At 38.3% G+C, this 19,309-nt stretch carries 18 protein-coding genes; 9 read left to right on the top strand and 9 right to left on the bottom strand.

All coding sequences use genetic code 11. The features are described 5' to 3' along the window. The first annotated feature begins 71 nt into the window (after positions 1 to 71). Positions 72 to 2,168, top strand: a complete 2,097-nt coding sequence (locus EZY12_20325; GenBank protein QSX67072.1) for a chromosome segregation ATPase — start codon at positions 72 to 74, stop codon at positions 2,166 to 2,168. 708 nt (positions 2,169 to 2,876) lie between these two features. Here the strand turns inward: EZY12_20325 and EZY12_20320 are convergent. Then, a complete protein-coding gene (locus EZY12_20320) occupies positions 2,877 to 3,554 on the bottom strand; it encodes a response regulator transcription factor (protein ID QSX67071.1) in 678 nt (225 codons plus the stop codon). A gap of 1,471 nt (positions 3,555 to 5,025) precedes the next feature. Here EZY12_20320 and groES point away from each other — a divergent pair. Together groES and groL are read left to right on the top strand one after the other, a co-directional pair. Further along, positions 5,026 to 5,337 carry a co-chaperone GroES gene (gene groES / locus EZY12_20315; GenBank protein ID QSX67070.1) on the top strand — a complete coding sequence of 104 codons (312 nt, stop codon included), beginning with the start codon at positions 5,026 to 5,028 and terminating at the stop codon, positions 5,335 to 5,337. A 103-nt stretch (positions 5,338 to 5,440) separates the two neighbouring features. Continuing rightward, positions 5,441 to 7,075 carry a chaperonin GroEL gene (gene groL, locus EZY12_20310; GenBank protein QSX67069.1) on the top strand — a complete coding sequence of 545 codons (1,635 nt, stop codon included), beginning with the start codon at positions 5,441 to 5,443 and terminating at the stop codon, positions 7,073 to 7,075. Positions 7,076 to 7,187: 112 nt separating this feature from the next. Here groL and EZY12_20305 read toward each other — a convergent pair whose 3' ends face one another. Beyond that, positions 7,188 to 7,385: a hypothetical protein gene (locus EZY12_20305; protein ID QSX70751.1), complete on the bottom strand. Its 198-nt coding sequence runs from the start codon at positions 7,383 to 7,385 to the stop codon at positions 7,188 to 7,190. 538 nt (positions 7,386 to 7,923) lie between these two features. Between EZY12_20305 and EZY12_20300 the strand changes: the two genes are divergently transcribed. Further along, the gene (locus EZY12_20300) at positions 7,924 to 10,617 is read left to right on the top strand and encodes an AAA family ATPase (protein QSX67068.1); all 2,694 of its coding nucleotides are present in this window, start codon (positions 7,924 to 7,926) and stop codon (positions 10,615 to 10,617) included. 154 nt (positions 10,618 to 10,771) lie between these two features. Then, complete coding sequence (locus EZY12_20295; protein ID QSX67067.1) at positions 10,772 to 11,038, top strand: hypothetical protein; 267 nt, start codon at positions 10,772 to 10,774, stop codon at positions 11,036 to 11,038. Positions 11,039 to 11,217: 179 nt separating this feature from the next. Here the strand turns inward: EZY12_20295 and EZY12_20290 are convergent, their stop codons facing one another. Together EZY12_20290 and EZY12_20285 are read right to left on the bottom strand one after the other, a co-directional pair. Continuing rightward, positions 11,218 to 11,661 (bottom strand): putative toxin-antitoxin system toxin component, PIN family, encoded by a 444-nt coding sequence (locus EZY12_20290; protein QSX67066.1) that lies wholly within the window; start codon positions 11,659 to 11,661, stop codon positions 11,218 to 11,220. Continuing rightward, positions 11,661 to 11,936, bottom strand: a complete 276-nt coding sequence (locus EZY12_20285; protein ID QSX67065.1) for a hypothetical protein — start codon at positions 11,934 to 11,936, stop codon at positions 11,661 to 11,663. Before EZY12_20285 ends, EZY12_20290 begins: the two co-directional genes overlap by 1 nt. Positions 11,937 to 12,003: 67 nt before the next feature. On the opposite strand from EZY12_20285, the gene EZY12_20280 reads away from it, so the two are divergent. Further along, positions 12,004 to 12,414, top strand: a complete 411-nt coding sequence (locus EZY12_20280; protein QSX67064.1) for a DUF4351 domain-containing protein — start codon at positions 12,004 to 12,006, stop codon at positions 12,412 to 12,414. Between the two features lie 50 nt (positions 12,415 to 12,464). On the opposite strand, the gene asnS is transcribed toward EZY12_20280, so the two are convergent. Further along, entirely contained in the window at positions 12,465 to 13,856 is a 1,392-nt protein-coding gene (gene asnS, locus EZY12_20275) for an asparagine--tRNA ligase (GenBank protein ID QSX67063.1), read from the bottom strand. Positions 13,857 to 13,941: 85 nt separating this feature from the next. After that, complete coding sequence (locus tag EZY12_20270; GenBank protein QSX67062.1) at positions 13,942 to 14,286, bottom strand: hypothetical protein; 345 nt, start codon at positions 14,284 to 14,286, stop codon at positions 13,942 to 13,944. Between the two features lie 66 nt (positions 14,287 to 14,352). On the opposite strand from EZY12_20270, the gene EZY12_20265 reads away from it, so the two are divergent. Then, positions 14,353 to 14,613, top strand: a complete 261-nt coding sequence (locus EZY12_20265; protein ID QSX67061.1) for a hypothetical protein — start codon at positions 14,353 to 14,355, stop codon at positions 14,611 to 14,613. A 36-nt stretch (positions 14,614 to 14,649) separates the two neighbouring features. Here EZY12_20265 and EZY12_20260 read toward each other — a convergent pair whose 3' ends face one another. Together EZY12_20260 and EZY12_20255 are read right to left on the bottom strand one after the other, a co-directional pair. After that, the gene (locus EZY12_20260; protein QSX67060.1) at positions 14,650 to 15,099 is read right to left on the bottom strand and encodes an anti-sigma regulatory factor; all 450 of its coding nucleotides are present in this window, start codon (positions 15,097 to 15,099) and stop codon (positions 14,650 to 14,652) included. 300 nt (positions 15,100 to 15,399) lie between these two features. Continuing rightward, complete coding sequence (locus tag EZY12_20255) at positions 15,400 to 15,570, bottom strand: hypothetical protein (protein ID QSX67059.1); 171 nt, start codon at positions 15,568 to 15,570, stop codon at positions 15,400 to 15,402. A 101-nt stretch (positions 15,571 to 15,671) separates the two neighbouring features. On the opposite strand from EZY12_20255, the gene EZY12_20250 reads away from it, so the two are divergent. Further along, positions 15,672 to 16,847 (top strand): ISH3 family transposase, encoded by a 1,176-nt coding sequence (locus EZY12_20250; protein ID QSX67058.1) that lies wholly within the window; start codon positions 15,672 to 15,674, stop codon positions 16,845 to 16,847. A 205-nt stretch (positions 16,848 to 17,052) separates the two neighbouring features. Here the strand turns inward: EZY12_20250 and rlmD are convergent, their stop codons facing one another. Beyond that, the gene (gene rlmD / locus EZY12_20245; protein ID QSX67057.1) at positions 17,053 to 18,426 is read right to left on the bottom strand and encodes a 23S rRNA (uracil(1939)-C(5))-methyltransferase RlmD; all 1,374 of its coding nucleotides are present in this window, start codon (positions 18,424 to 18,426) and stop codon (positions 17,053 to 17,055) included. A gap of 161 nt (positions 18,427 to 18,587) precedes the next feature. Between rlmD and EZY12_20240 the strand changes: the two genes are divergently transcribed. Continuing rightward, the gene (locus tag EZY12_20240) at positions 18,588 to 19,073 is read left to right on the top strand and encodes an allophycocyanin (protein ID QSX67056.1); all 486 of its coding nucleotides are present in this window, start codon (positions 18,588 to 18,590) and stop codon (positions 19,071 to 19,073) included. The last annotated feature ends 236 nt before the right edge of the window (positions 19,074 to 19,309 follow it).

Here is a 19,309-nt window from a genome sequence, read left to right as displayed (position 1 = left end):
AATCTGCTGTAAAATTATCTATATTGATCTACCTACTTTCATATTGCTATTCAATTAGTGTGGTGTGAGCAATGACAGAGCGGGATATTCCAGATAATTGGTCTAAAGACCAAGCAGGAGAACCAATTGGGCTTGGGCCTAACTATATAGAAAATAATCAAACTGCTGATACTGCTGCTATTGGTTCTCATTCTCAGTCCGTGAAGAAAATAAATAAGCAAGATAGCGCAGATTTGGCTATAAATAATGATTTAGAAGGACAACCACAGGGGATTGCCCCTACATTTAATCTCAATGTTTTCATTGAGAAATTGCCCCGCTGGACTAAAAACTGGGTTCCGTGGGCAATAATCCTGACTTTGATTCCTGGTAGTATGGGGTTTCTGGCTATATCCATGCTGTTTAAGCTACCTTCTGCTCCTAACTGCCCACAAATTTTCTGGCCTTTGGCTAGTGCGTCGGTGAGGTTACACTGCGCTTCCTTAGCGGCTTCTAAGCAAACAATTAATGATTTGCTGCAAGCAATTACTCTAGTTAAACAACTACCAGAAAATCACCCTTTGCGGGGGGAAATTAATCGTCTTTTGGAGGAATGGTCACAGGATATTCTCAAGTTGGCTGATGAGAGTTTCCAAGCGGGGAATCTGGAGGAAGCGATCGCTACATCTCGAAAAATTCCTACTGATCTCAAAGTTAGTGAACTGGTAGAAGAGCAAATTCAAAAATGGCAGACGATTTGGTCAAAGGCTGAAGGCATTTACCAAGAAGCTGAACAAGAACTGCGTCAACGACATTGGCAATCGGCTTTTATGCTCACAGCTAGATTGCTGCGGGTAAATAATAAATACTGGGCTAGCACTAAATATGATCAATTAAATAATATTATTGTTACGGCGCGGGAAGATGGGGATAAACTTTATAAAGCAGAAGATTTAGCAAAAAATCGCAATGTAGATAGTTTACTCAAAGCTATTAAATTAGCTGAAGCGATTAAACCTGAAAGTTATCTATATCAAAAAGCTCAAGAGTTAATCTCAGGATTTGCCCGAAAAATGCTCAAATTAGCACAAGCTCAAATGAAAGAGCGCAATGCTGATAGAGCTTTGGAAATTGCCCGACAAATTCCCCCTATTCCGGAATTACAAGGGGAAGTTGATGATTTCATGGTTTTGGGTGAAGCGCAAAGAAGCGCCTTTTTGGGTACTGTCGCTGGGTTAGAAACCGCGATTTCCCAAGCTCAACAAATAGATGCTTCTAGGGATGTTTATAATGAAGCACAAAAATTAATTGCTCGTTGGCAATTGGAAATTGAAGATGTGGCTCGATTAGAAAAAGCCCGGAACTTAGCCAGTCAAGGCACAGTTAATGATTTGACAGCAGCTATTTCTGAAGTAGAATTAATTCCTGGTAATAATCCCCGTTCTACAGAAGCTCGTCAAGAAATAGGCCGTTGGCGTGGTCAAGTGGAGACGATTGAAGATAGACCATATTTAGATCGAGCTGAACAAATAGCAATTAATGAGGATGTTAGCTCATTACAAACAGCGATCGCTGAACTTAATCAAGTTCGTTCTGGTAGGGCATTATATCCAGAAGCCAGGAAAAAGATTAGGCTCTGGACAGCTAAAATTGAGCGGATTCAAGATCAACCGTATTTAGATCAAGCTAAAGCATTAGCTGACACTGGTGATTTGACCACTGCTATTAGTGAAGCCAAAAAAATCGCCTCTTCAGGACGCGCTTTATCTGGTGAAGCCCAATCATCAATAGACCGTTGGCAAGAGCAAATTCGCGCTAAAGACAGTTGGCAAAAAGCCAAGCAAGTCGCAGTTAATGGTACACCACAGGCTTTAAGTGAAGCTATCCAGTTGGCAAATCGGGTCTCTAGTCGTAATAGTTTACGCTTAGATGTCAATATTGCCATTGACCAATGGAGTCAACAACTGTTAGAAATGGCACGTTCCCAAAGTGAGGTGGATGTAGCTAAAGCCATTGATACGGCTAAGTTAATCCCTCGTGGTAGTAGTGCTTACACTGATTCTCAGGAACAAATCAGAACTTGGCGGCAATTTATGATTCCCAAATCACCACCTAGTCCATCAGTAGAATCTACACCTGAACAAACACCAGCAGTTCAACAATCTCAGCCTTCAGTAAACCCTAATTAATTTAGGTTCTAGCGAATTACTGTATAACTATATTGATTAGTTCACTCAAATATACCAGACCATCTAAGTTATTCATACTCACAGCCCCATCATCACACAAAGACCACGGCGATTAAAATCGCACTCTTCGGAATTTTGCTACGTGCCGCAACGCTGTCAGGTCTAAAGAGGCGCTCGTTTCTCACTTACCGCGAGGTCTTATCAAGGTGGGGACTGAACAGATTCGAGAAATTATGCTATCTTTACTCAACGTTTTTCAATTTAATTAAGCGGATAAAAAAGCTGTTAATCTTCATAAAACCTGGCGGTATGCAGGAAACTCAGTCCTTTTAAGGCTGAGAAGGAAGCGACACGTGGCAATATCCCGAAGAGTGCGGTTTTAACCGCATTGAATCTTAAGTTTTAGTCAGGTTTTTTGATTGGAAACCTGAAAAACCAACTCCCATTTCTGGGGTAATGTTAGCCTCGACCAGTTATAAGAGCTTGTTAGTCCGGTAACACTGTTCCTGTTACCTGAAAACTGTTTAATTACAAGCGACAGGGCAGGGAACTAGCTACGCATTCGGTGGGGGTCGTGACTCAAATAACGGCTACCCTAACTTTCTGTATGCTAGGCAAACGACTATGCTCAGGGTGATCTGGTCAGTACAGCTTGCTTGATTTCTCTTGCAAGCTCAGTCCCTTTAGGGCTGGGTTACTGACTTCTATCTAGGCCATTTGATTTTCAATCGCCCAACGTGCTAATTCAGTCCGGTTGTGGAGATTGGTTTTGCCCAACATATTGGACACATGGCTTTCAACAGTTCGCTGACTGACATTTAGTTCTTCAGCGATTTCGCGGTTTGCTAAACCTCTGGCTACAAACTGGACTACTTTCAGTTCTGTGGGGGTTAACTGGACATCGAAAGGAACTTGGATGCGAGAACCGTTATCACCGCCTTTCGTTTGATGTTCTTTCCAACGCACAGTTTGCTTCAGTGAAGATTCTACTTGTGCTACGAGTTCTTCAGGTTCAAAAGGCTTGATCATATATACGTCAGCGCCTTTGTTTAAACCCTTCACTCGGTCTGCACTTTGACCTTTAGCTGAGAGAAAAAGAACAGGAATCCAACTAGTGCGTTCAGTTTGTCGTACTTGCTCGACAAAAGTGTATCCGTCCATTTCTGGCATCATCACGTCACAGATGATCATATCTGGAACTTCGGTTTCTAGAAGATTCAGAGCTTCTGAGCCATTTGCAGATGTGATGACTTCGTAGCCCCGGAACTCTAAGTAATCCTTCACCAGCAAGATGAGGTTAGGGTCATCATCAATCAGTAGAAGTCGTTTGTGGTCTTTCATGCTGGGTTCTTTCATAACAGTGGCACTTCTTGCGCTTCGATCCATTAAGGTATTGATATAGTTATCCCGTATGGTGGATGACTTCGGATGTTGTCTTTTTTCCCACTTAACTTACTTTAACCCACCGAAGTCTTAAAAGTGATAGTCACTTTCAACAGACTTGCAAGTAAATGGAAAAAGTCTAGTAAGGATACGTATAGCAGTAGTCTTTATAATGCGTTATTATAGATCCATTTGAAAGGTGCAGGCTCAAAAGCCTTGATTAAATTATCGTCCTTGTGATTCACAAGTCGGTATTTTTTTCAAGATGACCCTAGCTCAAAACTCACCCGCGCTTCCATTGGCATACTGCTGCTTTACTTATCCTTCGGATGTGAAGCCTCTATCAGAGGTTCAAAATCAACCGGGGAATGTTTTGGCCAAGCATGGGTTAAAAATACAGATTTTTTCACCATACTACTTGCCAACCTACTAGTCTTGGATGACCTACTTTAATGACTTCTGGGTTTAATTGGCGATACCAGACCCCATCTAGGTAAACTACTATTATCGTTCTAGAACAACAAACACGCAAGTTTTTGGCTTGATTTGCGAAAATGTCTATGGAATGACTGTGTTATAACAGATGGGGTTATCGCTCCCCCAGACCTTGTTAACAGCATTCCTAAGTTCTAGACTAGCTGATTTGTAACAGAATTGAGTATTTATCTGTTTTTTTTTTGAATTGGTAATTGGTGATTAGTAATTGGTAATTAGTGATTACCTATTGCCTATTGCCTTTTACCTATTCCTTCTTGCCCGTTCCCTAGTAGTTTTAGGGATGAGATGACTGTTCGTGGATCATTATAGTGTCTTTAGACCTGAGAGGGAAGCGACACGGGCGGTTTTAACCGCATTGAATCTTTTTCATTACCGCCTTGGAGTTGGGAAATTCGGGGTACTGTTGTGATGTACTTTCAACGGGACAATTACCGATTCAAATTTCTCAACCCTGTACGCATAATGTTTTGCTCACTCATAGCCTCCCATTTCTGGGGTAATGTTAGCTTCGACTGCGTTATAAGAGCTTGTTAGACTTGCAACACTGTTCCAGTGACCTTAGAACTGTTTAATCACAAGCGACAGAGCAGGGAACTAGCTTCGCATTCCGGGGTGTCGTGACTCAAATAACGGCTACCCTTAGACTATGCCAGGGTGGTCTGGTCAGTACAGCTTGTTTGATTTCTCTTGCAAGCTCAGTCCCTTTAGGGCTGGGTTACTGACTGAGTAGATCCCTGATTACAGTTCTATAACAATTTCCCAAGTTTGCAAATAAAGTTGTCCATATCAAAATATTCATTACTTACGCAACAAACCCTGACAACTAAAATAATTGGATATTTGCACTTAAGTATCGCCACCCTAGCCTTAGTTCGGAAACCCGTACACAAGCCATGATTGCCATTATGTCCCAGATAAAGCTAAATTAGCACTCATGAGTCGAGAGTGCTAATTTCTAATTTAGAAAAAATTTTGTATGGCAGCCGTATCTTTAAGCGTTTCCACCGTTAAACCCCTAGGCGATCGCGTTTTCATTAAAGTGAGCGCACCCCAAGAAAAGACCGCAGGCGGTTTATTTTTACCCGATAATGCTCAGGAAAAACCCCAAGTTGGCGAAATCGCCGCTGTTGGACCTGGCAAGCGGAATGACGACGGTACTCGTCAAACAATGGACATTAATGTTGGCGATAAAGTGTTGTACTCCAAGTACGCTGGCACTGATATCAAGCTGGCGACAGAAGAATATGTACTGCTTTCTGAAAAAGACATTTTAGCAATCGTTAGCTAAATTGGGCATGGGTGATGGGTAAAGAGTTTTCCTAATTACCTGTTCACCATTCACCAATTGTCAGAAAAAATTAATTAATTTACTACCGGGATTTAGACTTATTATGGCAAAGCGCATTATTTACAACGAAAACGCCCGTCGCGCTCTAGAGCGTGGTATTGATATTCTCGCTGAAGCTGTAGCTGTTACCCTTGGACCTAAAGGTCGTAACGTAGTTTTAGAAAAGAAATTTGGCGCACCACAAATCGTGAATGATGGTGTCACCATCGCTAAAGAAATTGAATTAGAAGACCACATCGAAAATACTGGTGTAGCTCTAATTCGTCAAGCTGCTTCTAAAACCAATGACGCTGCTGGTGATGGTACAACCACAGCTACGGTTTTGGCTCACGCTATCGTTAAAGAAGGCTTGCGGAACGTTGCGGCTGGTGCTAATGCAATTTTATTGAAGCGCGGTATTGATAAAGCATCTGCGTTTTTAGTCGAAAAAATTGCTGAACACGCTCGTCCTGTAGAAGATTCTAAGGCGATCGCTCAAGTTGCAGCAATTTCTGCTGGTAACGACGAAGAAGTCGGAGCTATGATTGCTCAAGCTATGGACAAGGTGGGCAAAGAAGGCGTAATTTCCCTAGAAGAAGGGAAATCTATGACCACCGAATTGGAAATCACCGAAGGGATGCGTTTTGATAAGGGTTATATTTCCCCTTACTTCGCTACCGATGCAGAACGGATGGAAACCGTTTTTGATGAGCCTTACATCTTGTTAACTGACAAGAAAATTGCTTTAGTCCAAGACTTAGTTCCTGTCCTCGAACAAGTAGCTCGTTCCGGTCGTCCTTTGGTAATTATTGCTGAAGACATCGAAAAAGAAGCTTTGGCAACTTTGGTTGTTAACCGTTTACGCGGTGTTCTTAACGTGGCCGCTGTGAAAGCTCCTGGTTTTGGCGATCGCCGCAAAGCCATGCTAGACGATATCGCAGTTCTCACCGGTGGTCAAGTAATCACTGAAGATGCTGGTTTGAAACTAGACACCACCAAGCTAGAAAGCTTAGGTAAAGCTCGCCGCATCACCATTACCAAAGACAGCACCACAATTGTTGCTGAAGGTAATGAAGCTGGTGTGAAGGGTCGTTGCGAACAAATCCGTCGTCAAATGGAAGAAACCGAATCTTCTTACGACAAAGAAAAACTGCAAGAGCGTTTGGCTAAATTGTCCGGTGGTGTAGCTGTAGTTAAAGTTGGTGCAGCAACCGAAACCGAAATGAAAGACAAGAAACTCCGCTTGGAAGATGCTATCAATGCTACCAAGGCTGCTGTAGAAGAAGGTATTGTTCCCGGTGGTGGTACAACCTTGGCTCACCTTGCTCCCGTGTTGGAAGCTTGGGCGCACAGCAACCTCAAAGATGAAGAGTTGACTGGTGCTTTAATCGTCGTTCGGGCTTTACCTGCTCCTCTGAAGAGAATTGCCGAAAACGCTGGTCAAAACGGCGCGGTTATTGCTGAAAGAGTGAAAGAGAAGGATTTCAACATTGGTTTCAATGCTTCTACCAACGAATTTGTTGATATGTTAGCTGCTGGTATTGTTGACCCTGCTAAAGTAACTCGTTCTGCTTTGCAAAACGCTGCTTCTATCGCTGGTATGGTGTTGACAACAGAATGTATCATTGTTGACAAGCCAGAGCCTAAGGATGGCGCTCCTGCTGCTGGCGCTGGTATGGGTGGAGATTACGATTACTAAAATCTTTTAGTAGTTTTCCTAGTTTAAATAATGGCCGCTTCCGTAAGGGGGCGGCTGTTTTTTTGTCTCACGCAGAGGCGCTCCAGGCACGGAGAGAATATTGAGCTTTAATTCAATTCACAGTCAAAAGTTCATCTAGTTTACGTTTTAAGTCTGGAGATGTCATTAATGGATTATAAATTTCCCCCTTGTAGGGTTGCCAAACATAACTAGAACTAAACGGTTGGAAACCTGGTAATGTTTCCACTTCCTGTGCAAGTGCTGTAGATAAAACTAATCCTGGAATAGATAAATTAGGTAAATCTTCTATTAGTTCACTATGGGTTCTAAATTCATCAACTTCTACACCAACTAAAGCATAATGAAATGGAGGAGCAAACCGTAAACTTGAATAGAGTCTTAGACCTAACTCTGTCATTAAATAAGCACTTTCAGGGTTATCTATTCCTACTTCACTAAGATTATTTGGGCAAACCCGACACCACCAGTTTTTTTCTATATCCTGAAAAGTATCTGTACGAATTTGGAATTGGCTACCATTTGAAAGTATCCATAAATTTCCCATTATTTTTAATACTCTACCTGGGGTTGCAAGTCAGAACTTGAGGACACATAGTTACACAGAACTTCTTAAACAACATAATCAACTTAAATCTAAAATTGATAATTTTTCAGAAGGAAAAAAATGGCTTGATCAAGTGGAAAATCCAATGGGTCAACATTTCATAGATATGCGTTATTCTAGTATCGAACCTGATGAATTAAATTACAAACGCTGGTTATACGCATATACAAGTATTAAAAGTTGGTTACTGAAGCAAGCTACTCAACTTTAAAGAGGTGATCAAATGCAGGAAAATTGGCAGGTTTTACTAAAACAGGAAATTACAAACCAGTATGTACAGAAGTCACAGGAATGGGTTGATGTAAATATTTCTACATCTGGTTTATTGAATTTGACTATTGTTAGCGATCGCTTTATAAGTTTATCTATTCCTCAACGTAAAGAACAAATTTCTAACTTACTTAAATCACAAGTTCCTCATTTATCTCCTGGTTTTCTCTCCCTATATACACTTCAAGAAGCTGAATCACTTAATATTTCACCACCACAGACTTTTGATCCAGCATCAATACATACTTGGCAAGATTTAGCTATCCAAGCAGCAAACCCACAAAACCAACCAACAGCACCTCAGCGCGAACTTAGTCTACCCAGAACAGTGACATTTTATTCTTTTAAAGGAGGAGTAGGACGCACTACGGCATTAACTCATGTTGCTTGGATTTTAGCAATGCGGGGACGTAAAGTTGTGGCTGTAGATTTAGATTTAGAAGCACCTGGTTTAAGTACGGCTTTTAACCTGCAACCACAACCAAAATATGGAATTGTTGACTATTTTTATGAACGTTCCTATTTACCAGAAGAAATAAAACCGAGTATTTTCATTACTGAAATATTTGGTGAAGTGAGAATACAAAACGCTAAAGGAAGATTATTTGTTGTTCCTGCTGGTTGTCTTAGTCTTGATTATATTTCTAAGGTTGATGATCTCCATGCTAATACTGTTATTGATGGAGATCAAAATCTTTGGACTGTTTTTAAGCGGGAAATTTACGAACAATTAAAACCAGATATTCTTTTAATTGATTCGAGAACGGGAATTAATCAATGGGGAGCTTTATCATTAATCCAAGCTGCTGATGAAGCAATTATGTTTCTTTTTCCTAATGAACAGAATAAACAGGGAATAGAACTACTTTTACAATCACTTCAAAACCTTAATAAATTATCAATTAATTTTGTTTTTTCTCCCGTCCCTGATGTTACTAAAATCGGTTTATCTAAAGTAAAATCTATTTGGGAATCATTGCTAAATAGGATAAAAACGACAACCAATGAAAACTATGAAACAGATGAAGATGAGTCGGATTTAGATAATTCTCAAACTTCAATAGAAGAACTTTTAGTAGTTCCTTATCTTTTGCCAATTGCTTTAGCTGACAGCTATCCTGCACCAGGAATGCAAGATTACTACACTAAAATTGCTAACTTAATTGATGAAACAACTGATGAAATTAACCGTAGCAATGTTTTAAATACTATAGATCAGCGATGGAAAATTATTGAAAGTCTGCAATTTCCTGAAGTAAATGCTGCTGATCAAAGACAAGATTTGAGCCTATTATTTCAGCGTACAACTGATTTTGAAAGATTCTTAGATGACACAACTTGTTTAATTAGAGGACGAAAAGGAACAGGTAAAACTGCGTTATATTGGCTTTTTTTAAAACACAAAATTGTTGCTCAAAAACTAGCTCATGGACGGTTAGATAATACTGTATTTTTGTCAGCACATGGTAGATTTCAGGAAAGTCGCCCATCTCGTGGGGATTTTGAATATATTCATAAAAATTTGCAGGAAAATAGTGGCACATGGGAAGCTTTATGGAGAGCTTATTTACTGCTTAGATGTCATCAGGAACATTTATTTAAGTTTCCTAAAGGTAGGAAAGGTACAAAGTTTGCTGAACTGAATAAAATCATCAATAATTTACCTAAAGAAAAATGGCAGTCTGAATGCACTCAAGCCTTATTAGAATTATCTACTAACTCTGAACTATGTCTTATAGTCAAAGATGCTATTAACATTCTTCTTAATGAAGAAGTCGGAAATAATTCTCAAAAACTATGGTTTCTTTACGATGATTTAGATGAAGATTTTCCTGAAAGAGAAGGAATAAGACAACAAGCACTCACTGGCTTATTTCAATTAGTTCAATCTTGTGATGCTAACAGATTAACAGAAATTAGATTTAAAATTTTCTTGAGAGAGGATATATGGAATCTTTTAAGTTTTGATAATAAAAGTCATTTTACTGGACGCGATATTATTTTACAGTGGAATAAAATTGACTTTTTACGGTTAGCACTTCGTCAAGTAATACAATCCAAAGATTTCAAGGATTTAGTTGATCGATCCTCTCCTATTGCTGTTGAAAGTATTGATCAAGCTAGTGAAGATGTGATTGATAAAGCATTAGAATTACTTTGGGGAAACCGTCGTCGAGGTGGAAAGAGTGCTAAAAACGTATCTCGATGGGTTTATGAACGATTAACAGACCCAAGTGGTACTACTTTTCCTCGTAGTTTAAGTATATTCCTCAAAGGAGCAAAAGAACAAGAACTAACCTATAAAGGACAATCATCAAGCAAATTCCGTACAGACCGCCTACTTCAAGGTAAATCGCTAGAATTTGGATTGAAAAAAGCATCAGAAAACCGCTGCGAAGAAATTAAAGAGGAATACCCTGATTTAACTAAATTTTTTGATTCTCTCAAGGGTAAATTGGCTTTCTTATCTAAAGAACAGTTACGAGAAGTATGGCAAGATTTAGCGCCTGATATAGCAGGTTTTGAAGAATTTGTTTCTTTTTTAAGTGAGATTGGTATTATTGAATGGCGCGAAAAAGAGAAACGCTATAAAGTTGCCGATATATATGTGTATGGTTTTGAGATGATTCGTCAAGGTGCAGTATAGAAATATTCTGAATACTAACGTCGGTTGGGATATCCTGAAATTATTGTTACCAATGCTTTTAAGAAAAAACAACAAAAATTACCAGAAAACCAGAAAGAAAAAGCTATCAACTATATGAATGATTATATTAAACGTAACCAAGAAGGAGCATATTATGAAGAAAATTGAACAACTATCAACTCTTGATAGAATGATGCAAAGCCCCGATTTTAAAGCTAAATTTGCAGCAGGATATCAGGAATTTTTACTATCTGAATTGTTAATCTCTATTATGGATAATGATCATATATCCACTGCTCAATTAGCCGAAGAAGTTAATATTTCTCCTGCTGTTATTCAAGATATTTGTTCTGGTCAGCAAAAAGATATGAACATTAGTAATTTTTTACAGACAGTTCAAGTATATCTGAACAAGAACTAACGAAACGGATTAAAAGAATTTTATCTTTACATCTCGTTTCAGGAATGCTCAATGATTTAACTCCAGAGCAAATGAGAATTTTCGATGAATCTGTAAAACGCGGGGGTTAAATGGGTTATTTATTAGATACTAATATTATTCAAAATGCTCTTGATAAAATTTCACACAATATACTGATTTTATTTATCTAATATCCTGATAAATAAATCTGGTGATAAAATTTGTGTTCCGTGATAATGTTTTAATGGCAGAATATGTTTTTTATCAAGAGAAACTAAATAATCAGCACTAATTTCATAAGCTGCGGCTAAAAACATATTATCGTTAGGATCAATATTATCCAAGATTGTCGCCTGATAAGTACCTTGAATTTTAATTGCTGTGTAAAAAATGGCTGTCAAAATATCTTTGATATCAGTTTTATCAATATTTTTTGCTAATAATTTTTCAACTAATTCCTCTAATATTTGTGGAGAAATTACTAGGTTAAATCTACCTCCTCGCCAGAATATAATAATTTTACAAGGCGCACTATTCGGGTTTTTACTCAGTAAAGCCGAGATGAAAACAGATGTATCTACAATTACTAAAGGTATTGGTGAATCAAATTTTTGAAAAGACATTATAAGAAATCCGATTCATTTAATTTTTCCGATATTCTTCCACTAGCTGCATAAAATTTTTGCCAAACTTGCTCTTCACAGTCATTGGATAAAGCTAAAACTTCACTGATAGTTTCTGCAATAATACCTTTTGCTTGTTGTTTATAATTTACTGGTGGTTTTTCTTGATGATTTAATCCCAGTTGTTGAATTAACTGTTGTAATAACCATTGTTTATCTTCAATGGAGTAAGTTTGTAATATTTGTTCAAGTTCTATAATCTTAGGTGATGGCATAAGATTTTTTATAGGAAAGGTTGATTCAGTCCTATTATATCACATTGGTAGTTAACACAGAATTAATATGATCTTAGCAACTTTAACCCGCACCGACTCAGCACAAAGTTTATTATCCCAAGTAGCTCAAAAAGTCGCTACAATTCCAGATAGGGAACAGCAACAAAATATTGCTGGTTGTGTAGAAGTTCTCGCAGGTTTACGGTTTGAAAAAGATTTGGTTCGTCAATTTCTCCGGGAGGATATTATGAAAGAATCTGTAATTTATCAAGATATTTTGCAGCAAGGTAGAAAATTAGGTGAAGAAAGTTTAATTTTGCGTCTTCTAAATCGCCGTTTTGGAAATGTTGATCAATTATTAATTCAGAAAGTGCAGGTACTATCTGTTGAACAATTAGAAGATTTGGGAGAAGCGTTATTTGATTTTTCTGAAGTTGCTGATTTGGTAACTTGGTTAAACGGAAAAATTGGTAATTAGAAAAATAAGATTTTTAAAAGAGACGCTATTTCCAACGTCTCTAAAGTTCATTAAAACTCCGCATTTTCTGGTGTGCGCGGGAACGGAATCACATCCCTAATATTCCCCATACCCGTCATGAATTGCACCAATCTTTCAAACCCCAAACCGAAACCAGCATGGGGAACGGTACCATAACGACGCAAATCTAAATACCACCATAAATCTTCCGGGTTCATACCTTGTGCTAATACCCGTTTTTCTAAAACATCAAGTCTTTCTTCCCGTTGTGAACCACCAATAATTTCGCCTATTTTTGGTGCGAGAATATCCATAGCACGAACAGTTTTTTCATCGTCACTCAACCGCATATAAAAGGCTTTAATTTGCGCGGGATAATCTGTGACAATCACAGGCTTTTTAAACAGTTGTTCCGCTAAATAACGTTCATGTTCTGATTGTAAATCTGCACCCCAACTGACAGGATAATCAAACTTAACATCAGCTTTTTCTAAAAGGTTGACTGCTTCTGTATAAGTCAATCTTTCAAACTGATTGTTAATAATATTATTCGCAGTTTCTAAAACAGTATTATCAATGCGTGAATTGAAAAATTCCATGTCTTCAGGACAAGTTTCCATCACATATTTAAAAATGTATTTAAGAAACTCCTCAGCCAAATCCATATCACCTTCTAAATCACAAAAAGCCATTTCTGGTTCAACCATCCAAAATTCGGCTAAGTGACGGGAAGTATTAGAATTTTCAGCGCGGAATGTGGGACCAAATGTGTAAACATTAGTAAAAGCCATAGCCATAATTTCGGCTTCTAATTGGCCACTTACTGTTAAATATGCAGGTTTACTAAAGAAGTCTTGGCTATAATCAATTTCTTGATTTTCTGTTTTCGGAACATTCTTTAAATTGAAATTAGTAACGCTAAATAATTCTCCAGCCCCTTCGCAATCACTAGCAGTAATAATGGGAGTATGTACCCATAAAAAGCTCCGTTGTTGAAAAAATTGGTGGATAGCAGTCGCGCAAGCATTTCTCACCCGGAATACCGCACCAAAGGAGTTAGTTCGAGGACGCAAATGAGCTATGGTTCGCAGAAACTCAAAGGAATGACGTTTCTTTTGCAGAGGATAGGTATCAGGATCAGCGTCTCCGTATACTTTCACTTCATCAGCTTTTAATTCTATGCTTTGTCCTTTTCCTTGGGAAGCTACTAGGACTCCTGATACTTCAACAGAAGCACCTGTATTGATTTGTTTTAATATTTCTTGATAATCTGGTAAATCTTGATTAATAACAACTTGCAGATTACCTAAAGATGAACCATCATTAACTTCCAAAAACGCAAATCCTTTTAATTCGCGTTTTGTTCTTACCCAACCTTGGACTACCAAAGTTTCTTCCGGTTTTCCACTTCTTAATATTTCAGCAATACGGCGATTTAGCATTTTATACAATTTGTGTTTTTTAAAGAATTTCAGATACCCGACTTCTTTGAGAAGTTGGGTATCTTTTAATTAGGGATTTTTAAAATCACCCCACCCAAGATTTTAATAACCAACCTATAATAACGCCTAAACCACCAAAACGGATAGCTTGCCAAAAAGGTCTTTTCAGGGTACTCCAAGAAAACAACTGGCTTTCTAGGTTTATTTCTAAGGTTTCCAACTGTTTTTGAATACGGTTTAACTCAGCTTTAATTTCTGGAGTCTGCTTTCTATTTTGCTTTAAATTCTTTAATTCTTGTTGCCATTGTGCCTTTTGTAGTTCATCTTTCTGCACTTGGGTATATCTATCTTTCAAGAATCGCAGTGAAGTCTCTACTTCCTCTAGTTCCCGTGCAAAATCTGACTGGGGATCTTCCTCTAAATTAGTCATTGGTGATTAGTCATTAGCTATGATGATTAAATCATAACTTTTACTCTTAACTCGGCACTTAGTCTTATGTCTCAAACTAGCCAACTAAATGAAGTTAGCACTCTAGAACTAGCACAAGCTCTCATGGAAAGGTTGAGTATCTCTCCTGATGATTGGCATCGTCTCAAGTCTAACCGCAATGCCCGCGCTAGTGAACAGGCAGCCGCTGCAATGGTATTTTTGGTTAAAAATGAACCCCAAGAAGCACAGGCAAGGCTACAACAAGCTGTAGGCTGGTTAGATAAGTCAATTTCCGCCCCTCCTTGCCCAACTCACGGACACAAATGAATTAAGAATTAAGAATTCAAAAACTCCTGTTCCCTATCACCGTCGCAAAGATAATAACCGACGGCTTTGTAATTGCTTACAAAGCGTGAGTTCTGTGCCTTTGCGATTCCATTTTACTTGATCAAAAATCTGATGTAGTAAAGACATACCCCGTCCACTTTCTGCTTCGTCTGGTGGTAAATAGTCATTGGGATCACTATCACCTTCGAGGGAGGGAGTGAAGCCGCTACCTTGATCTGAGATAATCCACCAATACTGATTATCTACTAAAGAGAAACGAACTACGACCGATTTGCCGGGATCAAGATTATTCCCATGTTTAGCGGCATTTACTAGGGCTTCTTGAAGTCCTAGTCGCAGTTCTGATTGTAATTTTGCGGGAATATCAGTCAAGAGTAAATCTAGGATTGGACAAAGATAAAGAGTGGAGGCAAAACTAATTGTCCCCCAATAACGCCCAACTGGACGAAGAGAAATGGTAATCACAAGAGAAACCCCGTAGCTTTTATTTAGCTAGACATCAGTTTGCTTTTTCAGGCATTCTGATCAAAATTTAGGTAGTCATGCCGCTTTCAAACTTCCGTCTGTAAAACTAAATTTATAAAAATGCTAAAACATAGACACTTAGCAGGATAATTCATTATGGCTTATTTACAATTTGTTAAAGTTAATCTGTTCAAAGATAGCAGATGAATAAAAACTGCTATCTTTGAACGGGAAGAGAAAGATATTCTCGTTAACTGCTGGTTTGTAATCAACACAATTCTATTTACCTTTTTTAAGAGTCTATGCAGCTTCGATTTCTTTAAAACAAAATGAGTTTCTATTTTTATGTGATTTCATTCTAGCATTATCAGTAAACCAAAAAGTTTTTCCCAAAGAGTGATTTTTACGGAGTGCTGACGCTATTGCTACAGACGCAGCAGGCATCACTAACAAAATACGACAGATACTCATGTACTATAGAATACCAAATATATAAGAAATAGTTATCATAATTTGCACTGGATCAAAATATGAAATGATGAAAGTAGTGTGTAGCATATTGGCTGAAAAAATTGACTGTTTCATCTCTAACAAAAGCCACGCGGGGCGAGTCTACAGAAGAACTCGTTTTAACCGACTCAGAAACTCTTGATGAGGTTATTCAGTGTTTAGTAGAAAATTTTTCGATTGAAACGCAAGGAGCCTGTGACCAACAAACTTTATTCGAGATTCTGGTTAAAGCAGCCAGCACTGGAGACAGTATTGAAAACACAGCTAAATTGTTAAAAAATATTCCGACAGCTAATGATATTAGATATCATCTCAATAAAATTAACAATTTTGAGGAATTAGAAGCGCAAATAAATCAAGCATTAAAAAGTCGAATTCCTTTAGGATTAAAAAAAGGGTGTTTGAAAATAGCGATTGATTTAAATTTAATTTGTTATTATGGTCAACCAACATCGTCAGAATTACCCTACATATATCGAAGTGAAGCTAAATCTGGTACTAATTCATTTTATGCCTATGCCACTTTATATGTTATTAGTAATAATAAGCGTGTAACTCTAGCAATAAGAGGTGTTCGCCAATTAGATACTAGTGTGGCTTTAATTACTTATTTATTAGCAGAACTTGAATCCCTAAAAATAAATGTAAAAAAACTCTATTTGGATAGGGGATTTTTTAATACTCCTGTAATTAGATGGTTACAGGCATTAGATATTCCCTTTCTTATGCCTGCTATCAAGACTGGAAAAAAAGGAGGAATCAAACAATTCCTCAAGGGTAAAAAAAGTTATAAAACTACCTATACTATTACAAGAGACAAAGATGATTTTGTCACATTTGATTTATGGATCGTCTGTAAATATAGAAAGGGAAAGCATAAAAAGCATGGGGTTCAATACTTTGTTTATGTTGCTTATAAGGTCAAAACAAATTTAAATTATATCTATCAAGATTATCGAAAAAGATTTGGCATTGAAACCAGTTATCGTCTGAAAAATATTTGTCGAATTAAGACGAATAACAAAAATCCAGTCTTGAGATTACTATTCATTGGAATATCCTTTCTTCTAATTAACATCTGGGTGAATCTACTATGGCTCAAAATCAGTCGTAAAAGGAAAGGTAGTAGATTAATTTATCGCACACTTTTTACACTCAAACAGATGTTAGCCTTTTTATCTCAAGCCCTACAGAAGAAATATCAAGTCGTTGAAAGCATTTATATTCCATCCGGTTAGCGTCAAGAAATTATTAACCAGCTAATCATAAGTAATTATTATCTATACTATGTCTGCTGATTAGAGTATCGGGAATAAAAAAGTATTTTATACTACACAGTATTTGGCGATCTCCCTTCAGGAAAAAACTTTTTGGTTTACTGATTATGAGTATTCACTAGACTACAAATTTTTGATTTAAATTTTGGTAAAGAAGTAACTAATTTTATCCTGGTTCTGATAACACCAAAAAAGCGGCTGCTTCTACATGGGCAGTTTGAGGAAAAAAGTCGGCAGGTTGCACCCTTGTCAGTCTATATAGTCCATCTTCGCAAAGTAACTTTAGGTCACGGGCAAGAGTGGCTACTTTACAACTGACGTAAACAATTCGAGATGGTTTCAGATTTCTTAATGTTTTGATAACGTTAGCTTCACATCCTTTTCGGGGCGGATCAAGCAAGACCACATCTGGTATAATTTCCAAATTCTGGAGAATTTTTTCCACTGCACCTACTTGAAATGTCACATTATTAATTCCATTTTCTCGGGCATTGACAATTGCTTGTTCTACTGCTGTTGATTGCAATTCTAAGCCGGTGACGTGCTTTGCTTGTTTGGCTAAGGGCAGACTTAAAGTTCCTATACCACAATAGGCATCTACTAGGACTTCATGACCTTGTAAATTTAGTTCTGATTGAATTACCTCTAAAAGTGCCTCGGCTGTTTCTGTATACACTTGGAAGAAGGTATCTGGTCCAATTTGAAAATCCAGTCCGGCGAATTTTTCTCTCAGGTAAGGAATTCCAGCTAGACAACGGGTTTCTGATCCAAATATAGCATTTGTGCGATCGCTATTGCGGTTAAGAGAGACTCCTACTAACTGAGGATAACGCTGTAACCATTGTTGTGCTTGGGTTTCAATTCCTGGTAAATTCCAATCTTTGACGACCAAAGTTAGCAGAATTTCCCCTGTGCGGCGGCCAATGCGTAAACCCAAATGGCGAATTAATCCTTTGTGCCGAGTTTCGTCATAAATTGTCCAACCCTGCTTTTGGATATCTAATTTGATTTCAGCTAATAAAGGATTTAACCGCTGGTCTTGCACGGGGCATTGATTCAAGTTGATTAATTTATGAGTACCTTTATGGTAATAACCAGCTTGTACCTGATATGTTGCAGACATACCAATCGGATAAGTAACTTTGTTGCGATAGCCAAAGGATTCAGCAGCGACTAAGACTGGATCTACTTGTGGATTAACAAAACCGCCAATTCTTTCTAAAGCTTGAGTTACTTGATTTTGTTTGGCTGTTAACTGGTACTTATAATTAATATGTTGCCATTGACAACCACCGCATTTATCAGCGACAATACAGCTTGGTCGCACCCGTTGAGGCGAGGCTTGCAATAATTCCTGCACCTGACCATAAGCGTATTTTGGCTTAACATTGAATAATTTGACAAGTAAGCGATCGCCGGGTATCGTATCAGGAACAAAAACCACCCGCTGCTCAAAGCGTCCAACACCGTCACCAGTGTCGCTTAAATCAGTAATTTCCAGTTCGATAATTTCATCTTGTCGCCACATTGTATTAGTCATTAGTCAGTTGTTAGGGAATAGGGAACTTTCTCACCTTCTGGGCAGTGTTCCTTAATGTCGAATTGTAAATTCATTTATCCCTATCTTCCCATACACTTCACTAATGTTCCTCTAAGTCGGTAAACTAGCAAATATAAATATTTCAGGTCATTTAGATAATCATGACTGTAATTAGCCAAGTTATTCTCCAAGCTGACGAAGAACTGCGTTACCCCAGCAGTGGCGAACTCAAAAACATCAAAGCATTTTTGGAAACAGGTGTAAAGCGGACAAGAATCGCTGCTACCCTTTCAGAAAACGAGAAAAAAATCGTTCAAGAAGCCACCAAAAAACTTTGGCAAAAACGCCCTGACTTTATCGCCCCCGGTGGTAATGCTTACGGTGAAAAACAGCGGGCTTTGTGTATTCGGGACTTTGGCTGGTATTTACGCCTAATTACCTATGGCGTACTTGCTGGTGACAAAGATCCCATTGAAAAAATTGGTTTGGTTGGTGTGCGGGAAATGTACAACTCTCTAGGTGTTCCTGTTCCTGGAATGGTAGAAGCTATCACTTCTCTCAAACAAGCGTCCTTGGATTTATTGAATACAGAAGACGCGGCCGAAACTGCACCTTACTTTGATTACATCATTCAAGCGATGTCTTAATCAACCGCCTGTACTATAGTAGAAAACAGGATAGAAACTCTTTACTTCCTCACAGTTGGTATTGGCACTCCCCGCAGTAGGGGCGTATTGCAATACGCCCCTACTTTCAGGCATTGCCTTAGATGTATAGTTCCGGACCTGATCCCGTTGGCCACGAATGACGGAATCATCTCTGACAGGCGTAACTTTTCAAGAGTCCCCCGATAGGTTTTTATGTCTTATACTGACAAGTAGAG

Source organism: Dolichospermum sp. DET69, assembly GCA_017355425.1.
In the GTDB taxonomy this organism is placed as follows: Bacteria; Cyanobacteriota; Cyanobacteriia; order Cyanobacteriales; family Nostocaceae; genus Dolichospermum.
This window is presented reverse-complemented; position numbering and strand designations above follow the sequence as displayed.

What these genes read in the sequence shown, in the direction of transcription:
- asnS (QSX67063.1), bottom strand. Translation starts at nt 13,856, where the DNA reads ATGCTAAATCGCCGTATTGCTGAAATATTAAGAAGTGGAAAACCGGAA.
- rlmD (QSX67057.1), bottom strand. Translation starts at nt 18,426, where the DNA reads ATGACTAATACAATGTGGCGACAAGATGAAATTATCGAACTGGAAATT.
- EZY12_20280 (QSX67064.1), top strand. Translation starts at nt 12,004, where the DNA reads ATGATCTTAGCAACTTTAACCCGCACCGACTCAGCACAAAGTTTATTA.
- EZY12_20270 (QSX67062.1), bottom strand. Translation starts at nt 14,286, where the DNA reads ATGACTAATTTAGAGGAAGATCCCCAGTCAGATTTTGCACGGGAACTA.
- EZY12_20265 (QSX67061.1), top strand. Translation starts at nt 14,353, where the DNA reads ATGTCTCAAACTAGCCAACTAAATGAAGTTAGCACTCTAGAACTAGCA.
- EZY12_20285 (QSX67065.1), bottom strand. Translation starts at nt 11,936, where the DNA reads ATGCCATCACCTAAGATTATAGAACTTGAACAAATATTACAAACTTAC.
- EZY12_20255 (QSX67059.1), bottom strand. Translation starts at nt 15,570, where the DNA reads ATGAGTATCTGTCGTATTTTGTTAGTGATGCCTGCTGCGTCTGTAGCA.
- EZY12_20300 (QSX67068.1), top strand. Translation starts at nt 7,924, where the DNA reads ATGCAGGAAAATTGGCAGGTTTTACTAAAACAGGAAATTACAAACCAG.
- groES (QSX67070.1), top strand. Translation starts at nt 5,026, where the DNA reads ATGGCAGCCGTATCTTTAAGCGTTTCCACCGTTAAACCCCTAGGCGAT.
- EZY12_20325 (QSX67072.1), top strand. Translation starts at nt 72, where the DNA reads ATGACAGAGCGGGATATTCCAGATAATTGGTCTAAAGACCAAGCAGGA.
- groL (QSX67069.1), top strand. Translation starts at nt 5,441, where the DNA reads ATGGCAAAGCGCATTATTTACAACGAAAACGCCCGTCGCGCTCTAGAG.
- EZY12_20240 (QSX67056.1), top strand. Translation starts at nt 18,588, where the DNA reads ATGACTGTAATTAGCCAAGTTATTCTCCAAGCTGACGAAGAACTGCGT.
- EZY12_20295 (QSX67067.1), top strand. Translation starts at nt 10,772, where the DNA reads ATGAAGAAAATTGAACAACTATCAACTCTTGATAGAATGATGCAAAGC.
- EZY12_20290 (QSX67066.1), bottom strand. Translation starts at nt 11,661, where the DNA reads ATGTCTTTTCAAAAATTTGATTCACCAATACCTTTAGTAATTGTAGAT.
- EZY12_20320 (QSX67071.1), bottom strand. Translation starts at nt 3,554, where the DNA reads ATGGATCGAAGCGCAAGAAGTGCCACTGTTATGAAAGAACCCAGCATG.